Source organism: Streptomyces griseoviridis (genome assembly GCF_005222485.1).
GTDB lineage: Bacteria > Actinomycetota > Actinomycetes > Streptomycetales > Streptomycetaceae > Streptomyces > Streptomyces hintoniae.
Genome location: NZ_CP029078.1, coordinates 2959828 through 2974078, shown reverse-complemented (window position 1 = coordinate 2974078; position 14251 = coordinate 2959828). Strand labels below are relative to the sequence as shown.

The following is a 14251-nucleotide window of genomic DNA, read 5'->3' as shown; positions in this document are numbered from 1 at the left end:
CACCGGTCGGTCTACTTGCTTCCCAGGGCCGTCTGGAGGGCCTTGAGGTTGGCTTCCTGGACCTCGAAGTAGTCCTGGCCGCGGGACTTGCCCTTGACGATGCCCTCGATGGGGTCGAGGACGTCGGTCTTCAGGCCCGCGTCCCCGGCGATGGTCTTCGCGGTCTTGTCGCTGACGAGCGTCTCGTAGAACACGGTGCTGACGCCGTCGGCCTTCGCCATCTTCTCAAGCGCCTTGACGCGGGCGCCGCTGGGCTCGGAGTCGGGGTCGAGGCCGCTGATGGCCTCCTCGGTCAGGCCGTAGCGCTCGGCGAGGTAGCCGAAGGCGGCGTGTGTGGTGATGAACACCTTCGTCCTGGTGTCCGCGAGGCCGTCCTCGAACTTGGTGTTGAGGGCGTCGAGCTTCTCGACCAGGGCCGCGGTGTTCTTCTTGTAGGCGGCGGCGTGGTCGGGGTCGGCCTTCTCGAAAGCCTTGCCGACGCCCTCGGCGACCTGGGCGTAGCGCACCGGGTCGAGCCAGATGTGCGGGTCGAGGCCGCCGGACTCGTGATCGTGGTCGTCGCTCTCGTCGTGCTCCGCCGCGTGGCCGCCGACCTCGTTGCCGTGCTTCTCCAGGGTGGTCAGGGAAGCGGCGTCGATCTTGGTCTTGACCTGGGACGCGGCGACCGTCTTGTCGACCGAGGGCTGGAGGTTCTTCAGGTAGAGCACCGCGTCGGCCTTCTCGACCTGCACGGTCTGCTGGGCGCTGATCTCCAGGTCGTGCGGCTCCTGCCCCGGCTCGGTGAGGCTGCTGACGTGGACGTGCGAGCCGCCGATCTGCTCGGCGAGGAAGGCCATCGGGTAGAACGACGCGACGACGTCGAACGTGCCGGGGTCCCCTCCGTCGGCGGAGCCGTCGCCCGAGCAGGCGGAGAGGGTGGCGAGTCCGAGGGCGGTGGCGGCGGTGGTCGCCAGCGCGGGTATGAGGCGTCGTCGTACGTTCATGACAGTCATTTTCAACAAAATTGGAAACGGTTGTCAACAAGCTGCCCGAACATCGGGCCGAACGTCCCACGGATCGAACCGGAGACCGAACCGATTTGATTGAGGGGCAGCCCCCGCCGGTAATCTGAGGCATTCGCTCTGAAGCAACTCGCTTCGTCGCCCGTCGTCGTAATGAAGAGAGCACCGTGGCCGCCGACAAGATCGACACCATCGTCAGCCTGAGCAAGCGCCGTGGCTTCGTATTCCCCTGCAGTGAGATCTACGGCGGCCAGCGCGCCGCCTGGGACTACGGACCCCTGGGTGTCGAGCTCAAGGAGAACCTGAAGCGCCAGTGGTGGCGCTACATGGTGACGTCGCGCGAGGACGTGGTCGGCATCGACTCGTCCGTCATCCTGGCCCCCGAGGTCTGGGTCGCCTCCGGCCATGTCGCCACCTTCTCGGACCCGCTGACCGAGTGCACCGCGTGCCACAAGCGGTTCCGCGCGGACCACCTGGAAGAGGCGTACGAGGCCAAGCACCACCGCCTCCCGGAGAACGGCCTGGCCGACGTCAACTGCCCCAACTGCGGCAACAAGGGCCAGTTCACCGAGCCCAAGCAGTTCTCCGGACTGCTCTCCACCCACCTCGGTCCCACCCAGGACACCGGCTCCGTCGCCTACCTGCGCCCCGAGACCGCCCAGGGCATCTTCACCAACTTCGGCCAGGTGCAGACCACTTCGCGCCGCAAGCCGCCGTTCGGCATCGCCCAGATGGGCAAGTCCTTCCGCAACGAGATCACGCCGGGCAACTTCATCTTCCGCACCCGCGAGTTCGAGCAGATGGAGATGGAGTTCTTCGTCAAGCCGGGCGAGGACGAGACGTGGCAGGAGTACTGGATGGAGCAGCGCTGGAACTGGTACACCGGCCTGGGCCTGCGCGAGGAGAACATGCGGTGGTACGAGCACCCGAAGGAGAAGCTCTCCCACTACTCCAAGCGCACCGCCGACATCGAGTACCGCTTCCAGTTCGGCGGCAACGAGTGGGGTGAGCTGGAGGGCGTCGCCAACCGCACCGACTACGACCTCGGCGCCCACTCCAAGGCGTCGGGCCAGGACCTCTCCTACTTCGACCAGGAGGCCGGCGAGCGCTGGACGCCGTACGTCATCGAGCCCGCCGCCGGTGTCGGCCGCGCGATGCTCGCGTTCCTCCTCGACGCCTACATCGAGGACGAGGCGCCCAACGCCAAGGGCAAGCTGGAGAAGCGCACGGTGCTGCGCCTCGACCACCGCCTGGCCCCGGTGAAGGTCGCGGTGCTGCCGCTCTCCCGCAACCCGGAGCTGTCCCCGAAGGCCAAGGGCCTGGCCCAGGCGCTGCGGCAGAACTGGAACATCGAGTTCGACGACGCCGGCGCGATCGGCCGCCGCTACCGCCGTCAGGACGAGATCGGCACCCCGTACTGCGTCACCGTCGACTTCGACACCCTCGAGGACAACGCGGTGACGGTCCGCGAGCGCGACACCATGAAGCAGGAGCGCGTCTCGCTCGACCAGATCGAGGGCTACCTGGCCGGCCGCCTGATCGGCAGCTGACCCCCGCCCCGAAGACGCCCGCCCCCCGCCGGTCCGACCGGCGGGAGGCGGGCGTCCTCGCCTCTCAACGGCCTTGCAGCGCCTTGATGTTGTCGCCGAACGTCCAGTTCTTCGCGCCGTCCCAGTTGACCGACCACGTCATCAGGCCCTTGAGCGAGGTCCCGTAGGTCCGCCACGCCTGGGACACCAGGGACGGCGCCATGTAGCCGCCGCCCGCGCCGGACTGCGCGGGCAGGCCAGGCACCTGCTTGTCGTAGGGCACCTTCACCGTCGTCCCCTGGATGACCAGGCCCTTGTTCAGGCAGTCCGTCTGGGCGGTGAAGCCGGCCACCGTGCCCGCCGCGTACGAGTCGCCGGCGCAGCCGTACATGCTGCCGTTGTAGTACTGCATGTTGAGCCACCACAGCCGGCCGTTGTCCGCGTACTTCTTGATGATCGGCAGGTAGGCGCCCCAGATCGAGCCGTAGGTGACGCTGCCGCCGGTGACGTACGCCGTCTCGGGGGCCATCGTCAGCCCGAACCCGGCCGGCATCTGCGCCAGCACCCCGTCGATGATGCGGACCAGATTGGCCTGGGACGTGGAGAGTTGGCCGATGTTCCCGCTGCCGGTGAGGCCGGTCTCGATGTCGATGTCGATGCCGTCGAAGTTGTACTTCTTCAGGATCGGGACGATCGTCGCGACGAACTTGTCAGCGACGGCGGTGGAGTTGAGGTCGATGCCGGCGGTCGCGCCGCCGATGGAGAGCAGGATCGTCTGCCCGGCGGCCTTCGCCGCGCACATCTCGGCCGGGGTGGCCACCTTCACGCCGGTGTCCATGCCGTCCTGCCAGAGCGCGGTGCCGTCCGAACGGATCACCGGGAAGGCCGCGTTGAGCACGTTGTAGCCGTGCGCGGCGATCCGGGAGTCGGTGATCGGGGTCCAACCGAAGGGCGGGTGGACGCCGTTGGCGGAGCCGTCCCAGTTCTCCCAGTAGCCCTGGAGGACCTTTCCGGCCGGGCGGGACTTCAGCGCGCAGGTGTCGGCCGCGGCGGCGCCGGGGGCGGTGGCGACCGCCAGTGGGGCGAGGACGGCCGTGGCGAGCGCGGCGGTGAGCAGGCGCAGGGTGCGGCGGATCATGCGGGGCCTCCCGGTGGGGTCGGGGTGGTGCGCACGGATGTCGTAGGCATGACAGTGCTCGTGGTCCAGACCTTTCGTCAAGAGGTCTGGACCAACTGTGGGGAGGTGTGCCCGGTCGGGGGGCGGCCGACGGAGCCGTCGTGTCCGGACGGGGGTGGCCGACGGAACCGTCGTGTCCGGACGGGGGTGGCCGAAGGTGACGTGCGCCCGATCGGCGATGCCGACAGATGGCGGCTGACGGATGACAGCTGACAGATATTGAAATCTGTCAGCTGTCATGCGAGGCTGTGACCATGACGACCCACACGCACACCCGCCCGCTCGGCGCCACGGGACCCCGCGTCTTCCCCCTCGGCCTCGGCTGCATGGGCATGTCCGCGATGTACGGCGACGCGGACCGCGCCGAGTCGATCGCGACCGTCCACGCCGCCCTCGAGGCGGGCGTCACCCTCCTCGACACCGGCGACTTCTACGCCATGGGCCACAACGAACTCCTGGTCGGCGAGGCCCTGCGCACCGCGCCCGCCGCCCGCCGCGAACAGGCCCTGGTCAGCGTCAAGTTCGGCGCCCTGCGCGGCCCCGACGGCTCCTGGACCGGCTACGACGGCCGCCCGGCCGCCGTGAAGAACTTCGCCGCGTACTCCCTCCAGCGCCTCGGCGTCGACCACATCGACGTCTACCGCATCGCCCGCCTCGACCCCGACGTCCCGATCGAGGAGACCGTCGGCGCCATCGCCGAACTCATCGAGCAGGGGTACGTCCGGCACGTCGGCCTCAGCGAGGTCGGCGCCGACACCGTCCGCAGGGCCGCCGCCACCGCGCCCGTCGCCGACCTCCAGATCGAGTACTCGCTGCTCTCCCGGGGCATCGAGGACGAGATCCTGCCCACCGTCCGCGACCTCGGCATCTCCGTCACCGCCTACGGCGTGCTGAGCCGGGGCCTGATCTCCGGCCGCTACACCGCCGAACGGCAGCTCGCCCAGGGCGACTTCCGCTCCTTCTCACCGCGCTTCCAGGGCGACAACCTCCGGCACAACCTCTCCCTGGTGGAGGCCCTGCGCCAGGTCGCCGACGACAAGGGCGTCTCCGTCGCCCAGATCGCCATCGCCTGGGTCCTCTCCCGCGGCGAGGACATCGTGCCGCTGATCGGCGCCCGCACCCGCGAGCGGCTCACCGAGTCCCTCGGCGCGCTGGACGTCACCCTGGAGGCGGCCGACCTCGACGCGATCGAGAAGGCGGTCCCCGCGGGCGCCGCGGCGGGCGAGCGCTATCCGGCCCCGATGATGGCCCACCTCGGGCGCTGACGGACGCCGGGTACCGTCTCCTCCATGGCCCCAAGCTCCGAGCCCCTGACCACCGAGCGCATCCTCGTCGCGACCGAGGAGGTGCTGCGCCGCCACGGACCCGCCAAGGCGACCGTGGTGGACGTGGCCCGCGCGCTCGGCGTCAGCCACGGCAGCGTCTACCGGCACTTCCGCACCAAGACGGCGCTGCGGGAGGCCGTGACCAAACGGTGGCTCGACCGGACCACGGAGGCGCTGGCCGCGATCACCGCGACGGACGCGGACCCGGAGACCCGGCTGCGGGAGTGGCTGGCCACCCTCTTCGCCGCCAAGCGCCGCAAGGCGGGCATCGACCCCGAACTGTTCGCCACCTACGGGCTGTTGGCGCAGGAGAGCGGCGACGTCGTCGACGCCCACCTCGTCGAACTCACCGACCAGCTCACCGGGATCGTCCGCGAGGGCGTCGCCCGCGGCGTCTTCGCGGCGCCCGACCCGGCCGTCACGGCGTCCGCCCTCTTCCAGGCCACCGGCCGCTTCCACGACCCCGGTTACGCGAAGGAGTGGGAGAAGCCGGGCGCCCAGGGCGACTTCGAGGCGCTGGTCGACCTGCTGGTGCGCGGCCTGCGGGCGTGAGGGACCGGCCCCCGGGCACCTCCCGTTACCTCGGAGGTAATCGCGGCCGGCGCCAGAACCGGGCACGGTACGGATCATCGCCGTACCGCACCGACCGAAGGAGCCGGCCGTGCCCGCCTACGCCCTCGCCCATCTGCGTGACCGCCACCACCACCCCGACGTCATCACCTACCTGGAGCGCATCCAGGACACCCTCGACCCCTTCCAGGGCCGCTTCCTGGTGCACGGCCCGCCCGCCCAGGTCGTCGAGGGGCGGTGGCCGGGCAGCGTCGTCCTGATCGGCTTCCCCGACCTGGACCTCGCCAGGGCCTGGTACGACTCCCCGCCCTACCGCGCCATCCTCGCCCTGCGCACCGACCACATCTCAGGCGACGTGGTCCTGCTCGACGGAGTGGGCCCCGACTACGACCCGATGGCCCGCGCCGCGAAGCTCCAGCGCGCGGCGGACGGCCGGCCCTCCTAGGGGCCGCCGGTGCGAGGGGTGCCCGGCGACTCCGTCCGCCGCGGATCGCCGGACACCCCTATCCCCGCCGTTCGCCCAGGGTCGCGGTCCAGAAGGCGCGCATCAGGGGCGGCGGGGTCGGGCCCGTCATCGCCACCTGGGTGAGCAGGACCGTGACCGTCGCGGTCGCCGGGATCACATGGGCCGCGGTCCCCGAGCCGCCGACCCAGCCGTACCGTCCCGGGACATTCCACGGGGCGACGGGGGAGACGTCGACCGAACCGCCGTAGCCCCAGCCCTGGCCCTCCAGGAAGAGAGCGGAGGCGTCCCGCTGGGCGGCCGTGAGGTGGTCGGTGGTCATCCGGCGCACCGACGCGGGAGACAGCACCCGGCCGCCGTCCGGCGCGGCCCCGTCGGCCAGCAGCATCCGGCCGAACGCCAGCAGATCGTCCGCCGTCGAGACGAGGCCGCCCGCGCCGGACGCGAAGGCCGGCGGGCTGCTCCAGCCGCCGTCCGGGGTGTCCAACCGGTCGAGGCCGCCCTTGCCGTCCGGCGTGTACGACGTGGTGAACCGGGTGCGCTTCGCCTCCGGCACCTCGAACGCCGTGTCGGTCATGCCCAGCGGCCCGAGGACCCGCTCCGCGAGGAAGTCCGGGAACGTCCGGCCCGAGGCGCGGGCGACCAGGATGCCCTGGAGGTCGGAGCCGGTGTTGTACAGCCACGCCTCGCCCGGCTGGCGCAGCATCGGGACCCGGGCGAGACGGGCCAGCCACACGTCCTGGTCCGGCTGGAGATGCGGGGCGAGGCCGTTGCGGTGCAGGTCGAGGAGGGCGCGCGCGGCGGGCAGCGAGAAGTCGGCGGGGAACCCCCAGCCCGCCTTGAAGGTCAGCAGGTCCTCGACGGTGACCGGTCGCGCCGCCGGGACGATGTCGTCCAGCGGGCTCTGTGGGGTGCGCACCACGACCGGTCCGCCCAGCTCGGGCAGCCACTCGGCGACCGGCGCGTCCAGCGCGAGCGTGCCGTCCTCCACCAGCGCCAGCACCGCGGCCGCCGTGATCGGCTTGGTCACCGAGGCGACCCGGAAGATCGAGTCACGGGCCATGGGGGAGCCGCCGCCGGTGTCGACGCTGCCGACGGCCACCGCCTCGACGTCCGTACCGTGCGCGACGAGGCCGACGGCGCCCGGCACCGCGCCGTCGTCGACGTACCGGCGCAGGGTGTCGTGCAGAGTGCTCATGGCGGGACCTTCCGGGGTGGGGATCGTCTACGGAGTACGACTCCCCGCCCCCCGGAAAGTCATCGCGGGTCCGGTCCCCCTGTCACTCCTGTGCCGCTGTCATCTCTGGGCCGCCGTCATCCCTGGGACGCTGTCATCCCTGGGACGCCGTGGTCCCCGCACCGCCGCTACTCCTGTGCCGCCGGGTCCACCGTCGCCTGATGCTCCTCGGCGAGATGTTCCTCGGCCTTCAGCCAGGGCAGGAACTGCGCCCCCTTGTGCCAACCGCAGGTGTCACAGCGGATCGTGCGCTGCGCGCCCTTGCGCTGCACGCGGACGACATGTTCGCGTCCGTGCTGGTCCCAGCGGCTCACCTTGCTCGTGTTGATCTCCGACATGATGAATCGCCTCCGGCCTGGAGTGTGCAGCATGACCGGCGCCAACGGGGAATCCTTCACGCCGAGTTGGGCAATCCGTTAGCGGCACGGACCCGGCGGGAGCACCGGAGGGGGCTTGTCTCGTCGCCTCGTCGCCTCGTCGCCTCTGCGCTCCCTCGCCCCGCGCACGTCAGTGACGGCGGTGTCGGCGGCTGGACTGCGCGGTGTCACGGCGGGAGGCGGCCGAGGAGCCCTCCCGCTGGGGCTCCGCCCTCGCGTCGGAGAAGGGGGACACCCGTGCGTCACCTGAAGAAGTGGCGGCGCTGACCGCGGCGGGCATTCCGCTGCGCCTCCATTCCAACGGAAGGGAAACCCCGCTGAGGAAGCCCGAGGAGAAAACCGCGCGTGAGATCCCTCCGGGGACGCGCGGGGAGAACCGCGCGGGAAACCTCGCTGAGGATGGACGGGGAGAACCGTGCGGGAAACCCTGCTGAGGATGGACGAGGAGAACCGCGCGGGAAACCCCGCTGAGAATGGACGAGGAAAACCGTGCGGAACACCTCGGGAACTTGTGAGGGAGACCGGAGTGGCAATTCCGCTGAGTGGCGCCGGGTCCGGAGGGCGGATGGAGGGGCGCGGCGTCAAAGGGGGCTAGTGGCGCCTTTTCCGGTTCGTGGAGGCGGCGGTGCCGGTGTTGCGGGCGGGTTGCTCCCCCGCAGACGGGCCTGACCGCTTCCGGCTCTCCTGCGGCAGGAAAGCGCGGGCGGCGCCGGCGTGGGCGTTGTCCGGGAGCTGCGTGGCGCCGGTGCCTGCCTGGGGTCGGGAGGGGCCGGCGGACCGCTGGTCCAGCTGGGAGACTCTCGGCGTCGCGGGGTCGATGGAGAGGTTGCCGTTGGGGTGCCTGACCAGGGGGATTCCCGCCTCGGTCAGCGCCGCCGCCTCCTCGGGTCCCGCCCTGACCGTCGTGCTCTCCGCCACGAGATTGGCCAGCCGCTGGCCGATCTTCACGCCGTTCTCCGTGTGGGCCCGCTTCGGGAGGAAGCCGTAAGGGATCGGCAGCTGATCGGATCCGGACCGGTCGACCAGCCCGTACGCCTGCCTGATGGCGAGGGCGTTGGAGAGATCGGCGACCGACTGGTTCAGCCGGGACAGCCGGGGTGTCGTGGGGTCGATGGAGAGGGTGCCGTTGGAGTGCCTGACCAGGGGGATTCCCGCCTCGGTCAGCGCTGCCGCCTCCTCGGGTCCCGCCCTGACGCTCGCGCGCACTTCGGAGAGGTGGAACATCCGTTGGCCGAGCTTCACGCCCCGTACCTCGGCGCTGGAGCTGGGGAGGTAGCCGTGGGTGATCGGTGCCTGGTCGGTCGCGGACTGCCCGTCGAGGCCGTAGGCCGTTCTGACGGCATCGGCGAAGATGGAGTCCGAGAACTGCTGGGTCAGCCCCGACAGTTTCGGCGCGGCGGGATCGATGGAGACGCTGCCGTTGGGATGGGTGCGCAGCAGGATTCCCGCCCTGGTCAGCGCCGCCGCCTCTTCCGGCGAGGCGCGGGACTCCGTGTTCTGCGAGGCGAGGCTGGCCATGCGCTTCCCGAGCCGCACATCGGCCACGGTGTAGCTGGCGCTGGGGCGGAATCCGTAGGGGATCAGCGCGTCCGGGTCCTGACTCGGTCCGTCGAGGCCGTAGGCCGTGCTGATGGCCCGCGCGTAGACGGAGTCCGAGACCTGATGGGCCAGTTGGGACATCTTCGGCGTCGACGGTTCGATGGAATGGCTGCCGTTGGAATGCCGGCGCAGGGGAATGCCGACACTGGTCAGGGCGGCCGCCTCTTCCGGTGACACGCGGGCGTGGGTTCTTTCGGCCGCGAGGCTGGACAGGCGTTTTCCGAGTTTCACGTCCTCCACCAGGAGGCTGGAACGGGGAAGGCTGCCGTAGGGGACCGGCACTTGTTCCGAGTCGGTCTGCGGGGCGAGACCGTATGCCTGAAGGATGGCCTCGGCATAACGGGCGCCAGAGGTCTGAGGTCCTGTCTTGGGCATGGCTTTTCCTTGTGCGCTGAAGCGGCGTGGAAGTCGTCGTTGTCGGCTGCCGACTAGACGGTGGGCAGCGGCAATTGGTTGCTTCTTCTTCCACACGTGATGCGCGCCGGGCCTTTTCGGGGCCGCTGATCGCGCCGGCCGGTCCGGCTCACTGCAACCCGGGGGCGCGGGAACGCATTTGGCGTCTTGCGGAGAGGAGCCGGGACGGGAGGGACGGGCCGGGCGGTGGTGTCGGTCGGCCGGAATTCTCGATTCCGTCCGACGGGATTCGGTGACGTCGGCCGGCCGGACTCCGCGGTGCCGTCTGCACAGCCAGGAGCCCGGAGCCAGGAGCCAGGGGTCAGGGGTCAGGAGCCGGGAGTCAGGAGCCGGGACCCCGGACCCCGGACCCCGATCGCAACGACGGACGACCTACCGATCCGAACGGCCACTGATCAGAGGCTGTCGAGGATGCGCTCCAGGTCGCGTTCGCCCTCCCGGGTCTGCACGCCCGCTGCGAGCTGCTTGTGGGCCGACGCGACCATGTCGTCGGTGAACAGGGAGAACAGGGCGGAGTTCTCCACGGCGTACGCCTGGTGGGGGATTCTCGGGGTGATGGTCTCGACGGTGGCCTTGATGGCGGCGACGACCTCGGGGCGCAGGCGGGCGATCCGGTGCGCCAGTCGATCGACGAAGGCGTCGATCTCGTCGGCGGGGACCGCGCGGTTGACCAGGCCGTAGCGCTCGGCCAGCTCGGCGTCGACCAGTTCGCTGCCGAGGAGCAGTTCCAGGGCGCGTGCCCGGCCGAGCAGACGGGCCATGTTCACCGTCCCGCCGCCGCCCGGAAGGATGTCCATCACGGCCTCGGGCTGGGCCTGGCCGGATTGGCCGATCGCCGCGAACCGCATGTCGAGGTACATGAGGAACTCGTTGCCGGCGCCCCGGGCGAAGCCGGCGATCTTCCCGATGGTGATCTGCGGGAGGCCGCGCACCTCGTCGCTCATGGCCTCCAGGATGTTCATGCCGTCAGGGACGGGCACGTCAGGCGCGGCGGCGAGCGCGGCGGCTGTGGCGGCGGGCAGCGCCTCCGGGTCGGTGAGGTAGGCCATGTCGCCGTGCGCGCTGAAGAATTCCGGGTCGGCGCTGTCGAACACCACGACGCGGACGTCGGTGTCGTGGCGCACCCGGTTGACGAAGCCGCGCAGCGACGGCAGCAGAACGCCGTCCATCAGGTTCAGCGGCGGGTGGTCGAGGGTGACGGTCGCGACCCCGTTCTCCACCGTGATCCGCAGACCGGTCAGGTCGTCGTAGGGCATATAGACTCCTTCGATAAGTGGGGAGCTTCCCCGCTAACACTATGTGGGGACTCTCCCCGTTTAGTCAATGAGGAGTGATCTTGGTGGCAACGCGCCCGCTCCGCGCCGACGCGCAGCGCAACCGCGACGCGATCCTGAGCGCGGCGCGCGAGGTGTTCGAGGTGGACGGAGTCTTCGCCTCGCTCGACGCGATCGCCTTGCGCGCCGGCGTCGGCAACGCCACCCTCTACCGGAACTTCCCGACCCGGGACGACCTGCTCGCCGCGGCCATCGAGGGCTTCTTCACCCGGGCGCTGACGGAGGCCGACGAGTTGTCCCGGACGCTGCCGCCGGGCGAGGCGCTCGTCGAGTGGCTGGTGCGGGTGAGCTGGGGGATGCGGATCTGGCACGACCTGCCGGTCTGTCTCGCCACCGCGCACCACGACGACGCCACGCCGCTGCACTCGGCGAATGCGCCGCTGGTGGAGCGGGTCGGCGTCCTGCTGGACAGCGCCAAGGCGGCCGGCGAGGTGGCCGCGGAGATCACCGCGGACGAGGTGTTCGAACTGGTCCTCGCCCTGTCCTGGGGCATCGACCGCTTCGGTGACGACGAGGCGAGGGCACGACGTCGGGTGACGAGGGCGACGGCGGGGATCTTCGCGTGATGGCCCTTGCGTCGCGGGGCGGCACGACTTCCGCCACACCGGCTGCGCCACGACGGAAACTCATCTCGGGTGATCGTTCCCGGCGGCCGGTCACACCTCCGCCGGGAACGACCGAGCACACGTCGATCGAGGCATTGAGGTGACGCCCGCCGCGTCGCGTTGACCCGTTCGGTGGCACCGCGGCACCCGCAACAGCGCCTTCCGAGGCGCTGGGCTCAGCCTTGGGGAAGGCTCCAGTGAGGGCCTTCGGGGGAGCCGATCCACACGGTCTGCTCGAACGGTGTTGCGGTCATCCCGAACTCCGTGAGGTCGGGTGAGCCCAGGGCCCGCCACTGGAGAAGGGCGGTTTCGGCCTGGTCCCAGAGGCGGAGCGGCCCGTGCTGGTGGACGGACCACGCGTCGCCGTCGGGTTCCGTCCACGCCTGGGAGCCGGTCGCGACGTCACGCAGGACGACGCCGGAGTCGGTGGTCGTCAGTTGGGCCGAGGGCACGGCGAGTTGGGCGACGAAACGGCCGGCCCAGTGGTCGACGAGACCGGGGTCGAGCCGGGCCGGCCGGGTGTCACCGTCCTGGGGGAAGAAGGTGGGTGACGGGGGTCGTTCGTGGGGGCGGGCCAGCATGTAGCTGATGGTGTCGCCGGTGAACCGGCCGCGGGCGACTCCCTCGTCGTCGAGGACGAGGCGGATCAGTCCCGAGGCGAGCATCCAGCCGCTGATGGTGGTGGTGATCGAGCCGCCGTCGTCGAGCTGCCAGAACCACGACGGAGGCAGGGAGCGTACCGAGCAGGTCGCGATGATCGCGTCGTAGTCGGCGTGCTCCGCGCAGCCGTGGAGGCCGTCGCCGACGGCCAGCGTCGGCGCGTATCCGGCGTCGCGGAGATGGGCGGCGGCGCTCGCCGCCAGGCCGGCGTCGTACTCGACACTGACGACGTTCTCGGACCCGAGCCGGTGGCTCAGGAGCGCGGTGGAGTATCCCGTGCCGGTGCCGACTTCGAGGATCTTCTGACCGGGCCTGACCCCGGCGACCTGCGCGGTGCGGGCGACCAGGGACGGGAGGGTGGCGGAGGAGGTGGGGCTGCCGGTGACCGGTCCCGTGGCGTCGGCGGCGTCCGTCCCTTCGACCTGGGTGACCCAGGTGCGGTCGGAGTAGACCATCCGCAGCCACTCCTCCTGCCCTGCCTCGGCGCGGAGGACGGGTTGCCATCCGGTGCCCGTGGGGCGGAAGACCGAGGTTCCGAGGAACAGTTCACGGGGGACGGCCGCGATGGCGTCGAGCCATCCGGGGTCCAGCGTCGGGTCGGCGGCGGTGATCTCCTCGGCCAGGGCGAGGCGGAGCGCGGAGGGGTCAGCGGGCACAGAGGTCTCCTGCGTGCTGGAGCTGGTCGGCGAGGGCGCTGACGATCCTCGCGGTGATCGGTTCCGGAAACCAGGCGAATTGCCCGTTCGGGTTGCATTCGTAGAACCAGATCCGCCCTTCGGGGTCGACGGCGAAGTCGAAGGCTCCGAAGACCAGCCCGAAGGCGTCCATGTACTGACGCCCGTGTCGCGCCAGCTCCGGAGGCGTGTCGACGAGGGTGTACGACAGGGCGTCGTAGTGCCGGCGCCAGTCCAGGCCGGGCGAGCCGTCGATCCGGACGGTGAACAGCCTGTCGCCCACCGCCGTCACCTGCAGATCGGTGACGGAGCGGACCCGTTTCTGGAAGAGATGCGCGGTGCGGGTGACGCCCGCGTCCAGATCACCGGGGTCGACCTCCTCGACCCACACGGTCAGGGCTCGCCCCTCGGGATCCTGGTAGTCCGTGTTGCGCAGCGGCTTGTAGACGACGGGGCCGTGCGCGCGGATGAACTCCCGGGCGGTTGCCTCGTCGTTGGTGAGCAGGGTGGGCGGAACGTCGAAGCCGCATCGCGCCGCGACGGCCAGCTGGGCGGGCTTGTACTCGGCGTCCCTGTTGCGCCACGGATGGTTCACATAGTGCGCGCCGCGGAGAGCGGCGAGGACACCCCCGAGGCCGTAGCGCGCTTCCTCCTGGCACCAGCGGCCTTCCCGCGCCGACAAGCCGGGCGGTGCCGTGTAGGGGTGCGGCCGACGCCAGTAGACGGATCGCACCCGGCCCAGATCGGTGTCCCGCGTCACCGTCCGCACGCTTCCCCGTAGTCCGCCGCTGTCGAAGCGGGCTCGGACGGAGACGGCGGTCGGGAAGTCGCCCGGGTCAAGCCGGGTGACCGCGACCTGCCGCCTGTTCAGCTCCTCGACCACCACGTCAGCGGTCGCGTCGTCCAGCCGTGAGACGACCAGGACCGTGGTGGCCCGGCTCAATCCGTGTCGCCGATCTGGTCGCTTCCCTCGTCCGGGGTCCCGTCCATGCTTGTCTTGGTCTTCGTCTCCTTGCTGGTCTCCGACCTCTTGTGCCTGCTCATGAGCGGCGAGTCGCCACCGTCCGGGCCCGTCCACCGTCCGGTCTGTGTCACGGGGTCCAGGACGACCTCGGCGGCAGGCAGGACAACGGCCTCGGGGTACGGCCTCATACGGGTCAGGCCCCACGGGGCGGGTGTCTCATTCACTCGTACCTCCGGTTGCCACCGACCTTCGCATTCCAGTGTTTTGGGGCGCGGGCGGCAGCCGCCAGAGGCATTCGGGTCGTTTCCTGCGGATGCGCGCC

14 protein-coding genes are annotated in these 14251 nt (G+C 70.6%); 5 read left to right on the top strand and 9 right to left on the bottom strand.

What is annotated here, in order from left to right; all coding sequences use genetic code 11:
* Positions 1-11: 11 nt before the first annotated feature.
* Positions 12-983, bottom strand: coding sequence for a metal ABC transporter substrate-binding protein (locus tag DDJ31_RS12295; protein WP_127180229.1), 972 nt, complete (start codon positions 981-983; stop codon positions 12-14).
* 185 nt (positions 984-1168) lie between these two features.
* Here DDJ31_RS12295 and DDJ31_RS12290 point away from each other — a divergent pair, with 185 nt between their 5' ends.
* Entirely contained in the window at positions 1169-2551 is a 1383-nt protein-coding gene (locus DDJ31_RS12290) for a glycine--tRNA ligase (protein ID WP_127180230.1), read from the top strand.
* A 64-nt stretch (positions 2552-2615) separates the two neighbouring features.
* On the opposite strand, the gene DDJ31_RS12285 is transcribed toward DDJ31_RS12290, so the two are convergent.
* A complete protein-coding gene (locus DDJ31_RS12285) occupies positions 2616-3668 on the bottom strand; it encodes a chitinase (protein ID WP_127180231.1) in 1053 nt (350 codons plus the stop codon).
* 293 nt (positions 3669-3961) lie between these two features.
* On the opposite strand from DDJ31_RS12285, the gene DDJ31_RS12280 reads away from it, so the two are divergent.
* The 3 genes from DDJ31_RS12280 to DDJ31_RS12270 all read left to right on the top strand — a co-directional run bounded on the left by DDJ31_RS12280 (position 3962) and on the right by DDJ31_RS12270 (position 6047).
* The gene (locus DDJ31_RS12280) at positions 3962-4972 is read left to right on the top strand and encodes an aldo/keto reductase (protein WP_127180232.1); all 1011 of its coding nucleotides are present in this window, start codon (positions 3962-3964) and stop codon (positions 4970-4972) included.
* A gap of 24 nt (positions 4973-4996) precedes the next feature.
* The gene (locus DDJ31_RS12275) at positions 4997-5584 is read left to right on the top strand and encodes a TetR family transcriptional regulator (RefSeq protein WP_127180233.1); all 588 of its coding nucleotides are present in this window, start codon (positions 4997-4999) and stop codon (positions 5582-5584) included.
* A gap of 109 nt (positions 5585-5693) precedes the next feature.
* Entirely contained in the window at positions 5694-6047 is a 354-nt protein-coding gene (locus DDJ31_RS12270; protein WP_127180234.1) for a DUF1330 domain-containing protein, read from the top strand.
* 58 nt (positions 6048-6105) lie between these two features.
* Here DDJ31_RS12270 and DDJ31_RS12265 read toward each other — a convergent pair whose 3' ends face one another.
* The 4 genes from DDJ31_RS12265 to DDJ31_RS12250 all read right to left on the bottom strand — a co-directional run bounded on the left by DDJ31_RS12265 (position 6106) and on the right by DDJ31_RS12250 (position 10948).
* Positions 6106-7263 (bottom strand): serine hydrolase domain-containing protein, encoded by a 1158-nt coding sequence (locus DDJ31_RS12265; protein ID WP_127180235.1) that lies wholly within the window; start codon positions 7261-7263, stop codon positions 6106-6108.
* Between the two features lie 167 nt (positions 7264-7430).
* Positions 7431-7640: a hypothetical protein gene (locus DDJ31_RS12260; protein WP_127180236.1), complete on the bottom strand. Its 210-nt coding sequence runs from the start codon at positions 7638-7640 to the stop codon at positions 7431-7433.
* Positions 7641-8270: 630 nt separating this feature from the next.
* Complete coding sequence (locus tag DDJ31_RS12255; protein WP_127180237.1) at positions 8271-9455, bottom strand: hypothetical protein; 1185 nt, start codon at positions 9453-9455, stop codon at positions 8271-8273.
* A 632-nt stretch (positions 9456-10087) separates the two neighbouring features.
* The gene (locus tag DDJ31_RS12250; protein WP_127180238.1) at positions 10088-10948 is read right to left on the bottom strand and encodes an enoyl-CoA hydratase/isomerase family protein; all 861 of its coding nucleotides are present in this window, start codon (positions 10946-10948) and stop codon (positions 10088-10090) included.
* An 83-nt stretch (positions 10949-11031) separates the two neighbouring features.
* On the opposite strand from DDJ31_RS12250, the gene DDJ31_RS12245 reads away from it, so the two are divergent.
* The gene (locus tag DDJ31_RS12245) at positions 11032-11592 is read left to right on the top strand and encodes a TetR/AcrR family transcriptional regulator (protein WP_240678231.1); all 561 of its coding nucleotides are present in this window, start codon (positions 11032-11034) and stop codon (positions 11590-11592) included.
* Positions 11593-11807: 215 nt separating this feature from the next.
* Here DDJ31_RS12245 and tgmC read toward each other — a convergent pair whose 3' ends face one another.
* The 3 genes from tgmC to DDJ31_RS12230 are packed head-to-tail and all read right to left on the bottom strand — an operon-like array spanning position 11808 to position 14117.
* Positions 11808-12947: an ATP-grasp peptide maturase system methyltransferase gene (tgmC, locus tag DDJ31_RS12240; RefSeq protein WP_127180240.1), complete on the bottom strand. Its 1140-nt coding sequence runs from the start codon at positions 12945-12947 to the stop codon at positions 11808-11810.
* Complete coding sequence (gene tgmB / locus DDJ31_RS12235; RefSeq protein WP_127180241.1) at positions 12937-13908, bottom strand: ATP-grasp ribosomal peptide maturase; 972 nt, start codon at positions 13906-13908, stop codon at positions 12937-12939. The genes tgmC and tgmB overlap by 11 nt, the downstream gene beginning before the upstream one ends.
* Complete coding sequence (locus tag DDJ31_RS12230) at positions 13905-14117, bottom strand: putative ATP-grasp-modified RiPP (protein ID WP_240678232.1); 213 nt, start codon at positions 14115-14117, stop codon at positions 13905-13907. The genes tgmB and DDJ31_RS12230 overlap by 4 nt, the downstream gene beginning before the upstream one ends.
* Between the last annotated feature and the right edge of the window lie 134 nt (positions 14118-14251).